We start from the raw sequence: 9,194 nt of genomic DNA, 5'->3' as shown, positions 1-9,194 counted from the left end.
GGCTTCGCCGAGGACGACCACGAGGGCTGGGCCCTCCTCGCCCACACCATCAGCGACCGGGTGAGGCCGTAGTGCAGCGTGGGGTCGAGGTGCTCGAGGTCGACGAGGCGGTTGTACTTCGCGACCCTCTCACCGCGCGCGGGGGCGCCGGATTTGATCTGCCCGACTCCGGTTCCCACCGAGAGGTCGGCGATGAAGGTGTCGAGGGTCTCGCCGGAGCGGTGGGAGACCATGCAGCGCATGCCGGCGTCGTGCGCGGCCGCGATCGCGTCGAGGGTGCCGGTGACGGTGCCGATCTGATTGGGCTTGATGAGTGCGGCGTTGGAGTAGCCGTTGCGGGCTCCGTCGCGGATGCGGTCGGCGTCGGTGACGTAGAGGTCGTCTCCCACGAGCTGCACCCGGTCGCTGATGGTGTGGGCGAGGAGGGCCCAGCCCTCGTGGTCGTCCTCGGCGAAGCCGTCCTCGATGCTGCGGATCGGGTAGTCGGCGATCAGCTTCTCGTAGTAGCGGGCGAGTGCGTCGCGATCGAGGTCGGTGCCGGCGACGGTGTAGTGGCCGTCGCCGTGGAAGAAGCCGTTCGCGGCGGGATCCATCGCGATCGCGATGTCACTGGTGCCGGGCTGGTATCCGGCGTCGGTGATCGCTGCGACGAGGAGGTCCAGGGCGTCTTCGGGCCGGTCGATGGGGGGCGCGAAGCCGCCCTCGTCGCCGAGCCCGGAGGTGCCGTAGGCGGTGCGGACGCGGGCGGCGAGGGCGTGATAGATCTCGGCGCCGATCTGCACTGCCTCCTCCTCGGTGCCGGCGGAGACGGGGGCAATCATGAACTCTTGAAAGTCGAGGCCGTTCGCGGCGTGCGCGCCGCCGTTGATGACGTTGAAGTGCGGGACGGGCAGGGAGGCGGTCGCCCCGGTGTGATCGGCGATCCACCGGTGCAGGGGCAGGCCGGTGCGCGCTGCGAAGGCGCGGGCGGCCGCGATGGAGACGGCGACGACGGAGTTCGCTCCGAGGCGGGCGAGGTTCGCGGTTCCATCCAGTGCTCGCAGCGCTTCGTCGATCTCGCGAAGCGAGGTCCAGGAGTGCTCGAGCAGGAGGGCGCGGATCTCGCCGTCGACGGCCGCGACAGCGGAGCGGACTCCGCGTCCGCCGAACGCGGGGCCGCCGTCGCGCAGCTCGACCGCTTCGAACGCGCCGGTCGAGGCGCCCGCGGGGGCGGAGGCGTCCAGGACGGTGTCGTCGTCTAGACGCAGGGTTACAGCGACGGTCGGGAAGCCGCGGGAGTCGAGGATCTGCCGTGCGGCGACGTCGGTGATGACCAGCGGGTGTCCGGCGGGGTGGGTGACGTACTCGCCCGATCCGTGGATGCTGGTGCGGGTGTGGCTGATGTAGGCGTTCATCAGGTTCCTCCTTCGTGGGCGAGCGTGATCGCCGCCCGGTCGGCTCTTGCGGGGTCGAGGTAGCGTCCGCTCCTCGAGATCGGTGTCCCGGACGGCCCGGTGTCGTACAGGTACGGCTGACCGGTCGGGATGTTCAGATCGCGGACCGCGGCATCGCCGAGGTCCTCGAGAAGGGCGCGCAGCGCGCGCAGGGAGTTGCCGTGCCCGACGATGAGCACCGTCTCGCCCTCCTCGAGGGCGGGCAGGATGCGCTCCGCGAGGAGCGGCTGCAGTCGGTGGACGACGTCGCGCAACGACTCCGTCTCCGTCATCGCCTCGGCCGGCTGCCCACGGAACGCCGCGGACCTGTGCAGCTGCGCGAAGGCGGCGGCGGACAGAGCAGGCGGGCGGACGTCCATCGACCGGCGCCACTCCAGGAAGGCGTCGGCCCCGTACTGGGCTCTGACGGCGCTTTTGGACAGGCCGGTGAGCGCTCCGTAGTTGCGCTCGTTCAGCCGCCACTGGGCCGCGACGATCCGCGGCCGCCCTGGAAGGGCGCCGGCGATGATCCGGGCCGATTCGGTGGAGCGTTGCAGGGTCGACGTGAGGATCAGATCGGGGTCGATCGATGCGTCCCTCAGCAGCGTCGCCGCCTGTCGCGCTTCGTCACGTCCGAGGTCGGTGAGGGGAACGTCGAGGACGCCGCAGAAGAGACCGTCGGCGTTGCCGGTGCTCTCACCGTGGCGCACGAGAACGAGCGGGGGATGCGCGGGCATGGGTCACCTACCTGGTCTCTGATCGAGAAGGTAGGAACCATCAGCCTCGGCGGCAGTTCGAGCTCACGCTCGGGCGGGATCCATCACCACTGCCGTCAGCCTACGCCCGCACCTCGGTCAGGACCAGGGCAGCGGCTCCGAATCATCGTCCGGGGAGAGGGGGATCATGAGGACCGGCCGGTGCTGACGGTGAGCGAGACGGGCGCCGACGGCGCCGGAGAAGACCTCCTGCACGGTTCGACGCAGAGACGGCTCCTTCGTGCCGACAATGATCATGACCGCATCGACACGGTCCGCGAGCGTCGCCAGAGCGTGTGCAACGTCACCGGCCATCTGATGCGTCTGCCACGGGACACGGTCACCGACGATCCGGTCAAGCCGCTCGAGGATCGCAGGATCGAACGGATCCTCGCTGCTGTCGGCGGCATCCGAATCCAACGGCATCGACCGCTCGACCAGCGGATCCTCTCCGAACTGCCCGTCGATGACGTACCGGCCCGTGTCCACCTGCACGAACTCCAACCGCCCCCCGAAACGCACGGCGAAGCGCAGCGCTTCCTGAATCACCGCTTCCGGCTGATCCGCCTGCACCCCGACCACGATCGCGTCCTCAGCCATCACGCGCACCTTTCCGATCCTCGTGCGCTCGGACGGAGAACAGTGACGCCGTACGGATCACAGCTGCTCCTATCTCCGCGCACACCACTGACAGAGATAGGGACTGTTGTCGACGTCGTCGAGGTTGGGTCCGGCGAGCCCCACCGCCGGAACGCACTGCGTTGATATCAGTGTGCACCCGCGCCGCCCCGCCCGCACCTGCAGTCAGGTCGCCGTCCGCTGGAGCCAGTGGAGTGTCGCAGATGCACTGCGGGCGACACCGGTGCCTTCCTCCCGGGTCTGGTCCCCGCCAGCGGCCCGCGCGTACACGCGCGGACGCTGCGGCGTACCCGGATCGGCTGCTACTGACCAAGCGCGCCTCGGGAACGAACGGCGGGATCACGCTCGACCCGACGATCGGGGTGTCGTCGAGGATGGCACGCGGTCGAACCGATCACCACGGAGACCACCGCGCGCGAGACGGTGAGAAGCAGCCCAGGCGCAAGGGGGTCTCGAATCGTCGTCGGCGCGGTTCACTCACTGCATGGATGGTCTGCCCTTCGTTGTTCTCGTCGTCATCTTTCTCGCCGCCGCCGCAGTGGTGTGGATCGCCGGCATCCAGTTGTCGAAGGCGACGGACGTTCTGGACGCGCGTCTGCACCTGGGGAGTGCGCTGGGCGGTCTGATCGTCCTCGCCGTCGCGACGAACCTGCCGGAGATCGCGATCACCGTGTCCGCCGCGCTCTCCGGGAACCTGGACGTCGCGGTCGGCAACATCCTCGGCGGCATCGCACTGCAGACCGTGGTCCTCGTCGTCCTCGACCTGTTCGGCAAGCGCGGAAAGGGTGCGAAGCCGCTCACCTACCGTGCCGCGTCCCTCACACTCGTGCTCGAGGGGCTCGTGGTCGTCGCGGTGCTCGCCGTCGTCATCGCCGGCAGCCAGCTGCCCTCCGGACTGGAAGTGTTGCGCCTGACCCCGGACGTCGTCCTCATCGCCGGCCTCTGGGTCGTGGGGCTGCTGCTCGTGCAGCGCTCCGGCAAGCACCTCCCCTGGCACGAGGACGGGCGGGCCCCCGACACGACAGCATCCCCGGCGAAGAAGAAGACGCACCCGATGAGCACACGCAAGGCGACCATCGTGTTCACGATCTCCGCCGCGGCGACCCTCCTCGCCGGTGTCGTGCTCGAGCGCGCCGGTGACGCGGCATCCTCGCAGCTCGGTCTCTCAGGGGTGCTGTTCGGAGCCACCGTGCTCGCTCTCGCCACCTCCCTCCCCGAGATCTCGACCGGGCTGCAAGCCATCAAGCAGGGCGACGACAACCTCGCCATCAGCGACATCTTCGGCGGCAACGCCTTTCTCCCCGTCCTGTTCCTCGTCGCCACCGTCCTCTCCGGCACCGCGGTCCTCCCGCAGGCGAACTCGTCCGACATCTACCTCACCGCTCTCGCCGCCCTGCTCACCCTCGTCTACGTCGTCGGACTGATCTTCCGACCCACCCGCCGCATCGCCGGCATGGGGGTCGACTCGTTGATCGTGCTCGCGCTCTACACCGTCGGCATCGGCGGGCTCTTCGCCATCACCGCGACATGACGTCCGTGCCGCCGTGTGCAGATCGACCGGATCGCTGCAGCTCGAGCTGACACGGCCGCTGGCGTGATCGGCGTTGCGACGAGCCGTGCACCGGTCAGCGCATCTCGTGCGCGATCTCCAGGAACGCCGCCGCGGACGACCCGATGCGATCGGACCAGATGGCGCGGAGGGGTCGCACGAGTGCTGGTCCGCGGAGGGGCACTCGTATCAGTGAGCGCGCGGCGAGATCTGCTTCGACGGTGAGGATGCTCATGACTGCGGGCGCGATGCCGGCGCGGGCGTTCGCTCGGATGATCGCCGTCGTCTCAAGGATCGCGGCGGGAATCGCGGGTGCGAGCCCGGCGTCGTGGAGCCATGCTTCGAGGGTCGTCCGGGTGCCGGAGCCTTCCTCTCGCGTCAGCAGTGCGGTGCCGGCCAAGTCCTCGGCGCTGATACTCGCCGCGCGTGCCCAGGGGTGGTCCGGTGCTACGACGACAGCGAGTTCGTCCTCCGTGACCACGTGAGAGGAGAGCGTGGCCGTGGACGCCGGTGTCTCGACGAATCCGAGCTGCGCCGCACCGGATCTCACGAGCTCGGTGACCGTGGCTGAATTGCCGGCGATCAGCTGCACACTCACCTCGGGTGCGCGCTGTCGGAATTCGAGGAGCCAGCGTGGGAGCAGCAGTTCGGCGATCGTCTGCGACGCCGCGAGGACCAGTGAGCCGGTCGGCTGTCGCAGTGCCGCCGCGCCCGCCTCGAGGCGGCGGGACGCCTCGAGGACCGGGCCGGCCAACTCGAGCACGAGCCGGCCCGCGTCGGTCATCAGGGACCCGGTCGGAGAGCGGCGCACGAGCGGCTGCCCGATGGCGCGCTCCGCTACCCGCAGACGCGCCGAGACGGCCTGCTGGGTGACGCCGAGGGCTTCGGCAGCGCGGGAGAGCGAGCCCGCCTCGGCGATGCGTTCGAGCACCTCCAGCGTGTCGAGATCCAGGATCCGATCCGTCAATCGCCGCGTCGCCACAAGCACTCATTGTGCCCCGCCAACACGATCGCTGTATCGGCTGGGGACGGCGATGCTCAGGCTGGAGTCATGACAACTCTCTCCCCCGCCCGCGCATCTTCCTCGATCGGGCATTCTCCGCGGTCGAGGCGCTTGTTCCGGGAGCTGGAGCATCCGGGACTGATCGTGTCAAACCTGACGCCGAACTGGTTCGCGTCGATCATGGGCACCGGCATCGTCGCGGTCGCCGCCGCGTCCCTGCCACTCCAGTTCCCCGGACTGCGTACCGGGGCCACCGTCGTCTGGGCGATCGCCGCGCTGCTGCTCGTCGCGCTGACGGTCGCGACCGGGCTGCACTGGGTCCGCTACCGCGCTACAGCGATGAGGCACCACCTGAATCCGGTCCTCTCGCACTTCTACGGCGCGCCTCCCATGGCGTTTCTCACCGTCGGCGCGGGAACCCTCCTCCTCGGCAAGGACTGGATCGGCCTGCCCGCCGCTGTCACCATCGACTGGGTGCTCTGGACCGCGGGGACTCTCGGCGGGCTGGTGACGGCGGTCCTGGTGCCCTACCTCGCGTTCACCCGGCATGAGAACAAGCCCGATTCGGCGTTCGGCGGCTGGCTGATGCCGATCGTTCCGCCGATGGTGTCCGCTTCCACCGGCGCATTGCTGCTGCCGTACGCGCCCGCCGGGCAAGCGCGGGAGACGCTCCTGTGGTCCTGCTACGGCTTCTTCGGCCTCAGCCTGATCGCGTCGCTGGTGGTGATCACCCTGATCTGGAACCGGCTCGCGCAGCACAAGGTCGGAGCGGCGGGGATGGTGCCGACACTGTGGATCGTCCTCGGTCCGGTCGGACAGTCGATCACCGCTGTGAATCTGCTCGCCTCGAACGCGCCCACCGTCGTGGACGCCGGCACAGCGCGTGCGCTGCTGGTCGTGGCTCTGGTGTACGGCTTCGCGATGCTCGGCTTCGCGCTGCTCTGGACCGTCATCGCCCTCGCGATCACCCTCCGCACCGCGAAGGAGCACCTGCCGTTCAGTCTGACGTGGTGGTCGTTCACGTTCCCCGTCGGCACCTGCGTCACCGGACTGAACGGCCTCGCCCTGCACTCCGGTCTCACGGTCGTCGCCGGCCTCGCCGTGCTCTACTACGTCGGCCTGGTCGCCGCGTGGATCATCGTCGCCGCCCGCACCTTCCACGGTTCCGTGATCCGCGGCACCCTGCTCGCACCACCGCGACCGGCCTGACCGGGATCGAGGACCATCGTGGACATCCGAACCCTGAACGCCCTCGCCGAGACCTGGCGGAGTACCGCGGACGCGACCGGACGCTTCGTTCCGGGCTTCGATCCCCGCTCCGGCGGCACCGCCAGTCGCGTCCTGGTGCTGATGCAGTCACCCGGCCCTCGGACGATCGCCGCGGGATCCGCTGCCGTCTGCAGCGAAGACAACCTCGGGCCCACCGCCGCCGCGTTCCGGGCGGCCCGCATCGAGTCCGGACTCCCCCGCGACCACTACCTCCGATGGAACCTCATCCCGTGGGAGATCCCTGGCCGCATCCGCCCCGCGGACATCGAGCAGGGCCGGCTCGCGCTCGGTGAGCTGCTGGAGCTGCTGCCCGCGCTCGACGCCGTCGTCACCTACGGGACCGTGGCGCTCGACGGGGTCATGCGCCACCTGACCCTGCGCGATGATCCCCGAGTCGTCCCCGTCCTCGCGGCACCGCACCCCTCACCGGCCAACGGACGTCACCGCGCCGACCAGCACCTCCGCTCCGTGAACGCGCTCCGCCTCGCGAATCGTCTCGGATCCGGTCGGCGAGTCGCAGACTGACGGCACCGAAGGCAGACGTCCGCGGCTCGGTCGGCACCGGTCCTCGTGACCGATGAGGCGCTGATCTCAGACGGTCCCCGTCCGCGGACCGCTGACGGGAACGGCCTGGTCGTCCACGATGTCGACGGTGTACGCCGCGCCGTGCTCGAGCGTGTGGCCGACGGTGCACTGACGGTCGACCGCCCGGCGGGTGCGCTCGGACAGTGAGGCGATCCGCTCGGGATCGAGCGCCGACAGGTCGGCGCGGATCACGGCGGTGATCGAGTCGTAGCGGTCCTCACCCTCGGGCTTGGTCGCGGTGATGTCGGTGGTCGCTTCGAAGTCGGCTCCGAGCCGGCTGGCGAGGATGTGGTCCGAGGAGAGCATGCCGCAGGCGGCGAGGGCGAGGTGCAGCAGCTCGCCGGGCGAGAACACACCGTCGGCCTCCGACCCGCCGATGCGGACCTCGGCTCCTCGCGCGTTGCGGCCGATGAAGCTTCTAGGGCCCTCGCGGGTGATGTGCAGCGGCGTGGTCTCGGTGCTCATGGTCTGCTCCTGTCCGGTGTCCGCGGCACCGCGGGCAGTGTCGGTGTCTCCTGCGGGTGGATGGTGTCTCAGGTGTCGGTGCGGACGAGGGGGGAGTTCGTGCCGCGGACCCTGATGTCGACGCCGGTGATCTCCGACCGGGCGATGCCCGTGGATGCCGCCAGGTCGACGGCGCGCTTCCCGGCCGCCGTCCAGGTGGCGACGGTGGTCGTGCTGCCGTCTGTGCGGGTGATCACGAGTTCGTACTCCGCGTCGGCGGGCGCGTCACCACTGTAGGTGCAGCTCCACTCCAGCCGGGTGCCCCACGGCTTCCCCTCGACCTGGATGTCCGCAGCGAGAGCGGGATCGGCCGCGATCGGGTCCATCGGTTCGAGGGTCGCCTCGCTCGCCACGGGAGCGCCCGCGATGCCCGTGCCGAGAGCGACGCCTCCGAAGACGGAGGCGGTGACGGCGGCCGCGACGGCGAGGGACGTCACCAGCCGGCGCCGACGTCGGTGCGTCCGGACACGGTGGGCGATGGCGGGCAGCGTCACCATCGACGGCGGCGCGTCGTCGCCGTCGTCCGATGCGCTGATGGCGAGAGCGTCCTCGACGGAGAGGCGACCGACGATGCCGGGCAGTCCTGCCAGCTCTGCCACGGCCGCGCGGCAGTCCGCGCAGCCGCTGAGGTGCTGCTCGTACTCGAGTCGCTGATCCGCGGGGAGAGCGCCGAGGACGTAGGACGCGTCCCAGTCGCGGTACTCGTCCTCCGTCGCAGAGCTTCCGTGGTGGTCGTTCATCGGGTGACGCCCCTTTCCTGCAGAGCCAGTCGCAGTCCGCGCAGTCCGTAGTGCAATCGGGATTTCGCTGTTCCCTCGGGGATGGAGTGCCGGCGGGCGATCTCGGGGACGGTGTGTCCGAGGAAGTACGCGTCCACCACGATCTGACGATGCTCCACCGACAGCGATGCGAGAGCGTCGGCGACGAGGATGCTGTCCAGGACCGCGTCGGTGCGATCGGGGACGGCGCCGCCGCCGTCCTCGTCCTTCGCCGGCACTTCGCGTCGGCTCCGAGCGGAGCGGGCGTCGTCGATGACGAGGTTGCGGGCGACGGTGAACAGCCACGCGCGAGCGGCGTCGGCGTCGCGTTCGAGGACCTGCGGGCGCTGCCAGGCCCGGACCATCGTCTCCTGCACGACGTCCTCCGTCAGAGCCGCGTTCCGAGTGAGGTTCTGCACGAAGCGCCGCAACGCCGGGCCGTGACTCTCGTACAGCGCGGCCAGGAGCTCATCGACGGGGCGGGGCACAGTGCTCACCGCCTCGAAGCGCCACGGCGCGCTCCCTCATCTCGGTTGCTGCGATCACTGCCGGTCATCCCTTTCCGTCCTTGCCTGTCGAGAACCGGCGACCCGTCCGGGCGATGCGCTTCGCTGCCCGCGGGGACGGGTCGCCGTCGCATCAGGACGCCGGGGTGGAGGTGCTCATGGCCGCGGCTTCCTTGTTCATCGTGCCGTCAGGGAGGAGGACGTACCAGGCGTC

At 69.9% G+C, this 9,194-nt stretch carries 10 protein-coding genes and 1 riboswitch; of the genes, 3 read left to right on the top strand and 7 right to left on the bottom strand.

Going from position 1 to position 9,194, the window contains the following annotated elements:
- The 3 genes from eno to C5C27_RS15435 form a co-directional block, all read right to left on the bottom strand.
- On the bottom strand, nt 1-1,394 hold a 1,394-nt coding region (gene eno / locus C5C27_RS15445), incomplete at its 3' end, for a phosphopyruvate hydratase (protein WP_104314849.1).
- A complete protein-coding gene (locus C5C27_RS15440; protein WP_104277736.1) occupies nt 1,394-2,149 on the bottom strand; it encodes a 2,3-diphosphoglycerate-dependent phosphoglycerate mutase in 756 nt (251 codons plus the stop codon). The genes eno and C5C27_RS15440, both read right to left, overlap by 1 nt.
- A 24-nt stretch (nt 2,150-2,173) precedes the next feature.
- Nucleotides 2,174-2,246, bottom strand: a riboswitch (Fluoride riboswitch).
- Nucleotides 2,247-2,266: 20 nt separating this feature from the next.
- Entirely contained in the window at nt 2,267-2,767 is a 501-nt protein-coding gene (locus C5C27_RS15435) for a universal stress protein (RefSeq protein ID WP_146079716.1), read from the bottom strand.
- Between the two features lie 523 nt (nt 2,768-3,290).
- Between C5C27_RS15435 and C5C27_RS15430 the strand changes: the two genes are divergently transcribed.
- Nucleotides 3,291-4,337 carry a sodium:calcium antiporter gene (locus C5C27_RS15430; protein ID WP_104314848.1) on the top strand — a complete coding sequence of 349 codons (1,047 nt, stop codon included), beginning with the start codon at nt 3,291-3,293 and terminating at the stop codon, nt 4,335-4,337.
- Nucleotides 4,338-4,431: 94 nt separating this feature from the next.
- On the opposite strand, the gene C5C27_RS15425 is transcribed toward C5C27_RS15430, so the two are convergent.
- The gene (locus C5C27_RS15425) at nt 4,432-5,286 is read right to left on the bottom strand and encodes a LysR family transcriptional regulator (RefSeq protein ID WP_374953345.1); all 855 of its coding nucleotides are present in this window, start codon (nt 5,284-5,286) and stop codon (nt 4,432-4,434) included.
- 216 nt (nt 5,287-5,502) lie between these two features.
- On the opposite strand from C5C27_RS15425, the gene C5C27_RS15420 reads away from it, so the two are divergent.
- Both C5C27_RS15420 and C5C27_RS15415 read left to right on the top strand, forming a co-directional pair.
- Entirely contained in the window at nt 5,503-6,567 is a 1,065-nt protein-coding gene (locus tag C5C27_RS15420) for a TDT family transporter (RefSeq protein ID WP_258060519.1), read from the top strand.
- An 18-nt stretch (nt 6,568-6,585) separates the two neighbouring features.
- The gene (locus C5C27_RS15415) at nt 6,586-7,152 is read left to right on the top strand and encodes a uracil-DNA glycosylase family protein (protein WP_258066812.1); all 567 of its coding nucleotides are present in this window, start codon (nt 6,586-6,588) and stop codon (nt 7,150-7,152) included.
- Between the two features lie 66 nt (nt 7,153-7,218).
- Here the strand turns inward: C5C27_RS15415 and C5C27_RS15410 are convergent, their stop codons facing one another.
- The 3 genes from C5C27_RS15410 to C5C27_RS15400 form a co-directional block, all read right to left on the bottom strand.
- Nucleotides 7,219-7,677: an OsmC family protein gene (locus C5C27_RS15410; protein WP_104277730.1), complete on the bottom strand. Its 459-nt coding sequence runs from the start codon at nt 7,675-7,677 to the stop codon at nt 7,219-7,221.
- Nucleotides 7,678-7,745: 68 nt separating this feature from the next.
- A complete protein-coding gene (locus tag C5C27_RS15405) occupies nt 7,746-8,456 on the bottom strand; it encodes an anti-sigma factor (protein ID WP_104277729.1) in 711 nt (236 codons plus the stop codon).
- The gene (locus tag C5C27_RS15400) at nt 8,453-8,962 is read right to left on the bottom strand and encodes a sigma-70 family RNA polymerase sigma factor (RefSeq protein WP_056865923.1); all 510 of its coding nucleotides are present in this window, start codon (nt 8,960-8,962) and stop codon (nt 8,453-8,455) included. The genes C5C27_RS15405 and C5C27_RS15400 overlap by 4 nt, the downstream gene beginning before the upstream one ends.
- Nucleotides 8,963-9,194 lie beyond the last annotated feature (232 nt).

This window comes from Rathayibacter sp. AY2B7, assembly GCF_002931635.1.
In the GTDB taxonomy this organism is placed as follows: Bacteria; Actinomycetota; Actinomycetes; order Actinomycetales; family Microbacteriaceae; genus Rathayibacter.
This window is presented reverse-complemented; position numbering and strand designations above follow the sequence as displayed.

Excerpts from the sequence above, each read along its gene's own strand:
- C5C27_RS15440 (WP_104277736.1), bottom strand. The coding sequence starts at position 2,149 with ATGCCCGCGCATCCCCCGCTCGTTCTCGTGCGCCACGGTGAGAGCACC.
- C5C27_RS15405 (WP_104277729.1), bottom strand. The coding sequence starts at position 8,456 with ATGAACGACCACCACGGAAGCTCTGCGACGGAGGACGAGTACCGCGAC.
- C5C27_RS15410 (WP_104277730.1), bottom strand. The coding sequence starts at position 7,677 with ATGAGCACCGAGACCACGCCGCTGCACATCACCCGCGAGGGCCCTAGA.
- C5C27_RS15435 (WP_146079716.1), bottom strand. The coding sequence starts at position 2,767 with ATGGCTGAGGACGCGATCGTGGTCGGGGTGCAGGCGGATCAGCCGGAA.
- C5C27_RS15430 (WP_104314848.1), top strand. The coding sequence starts at position 3,291 with ATGGATGGTCTGCCCTTCGTTGTTCTCGTCGTCATCTTTCTCGCCGCC.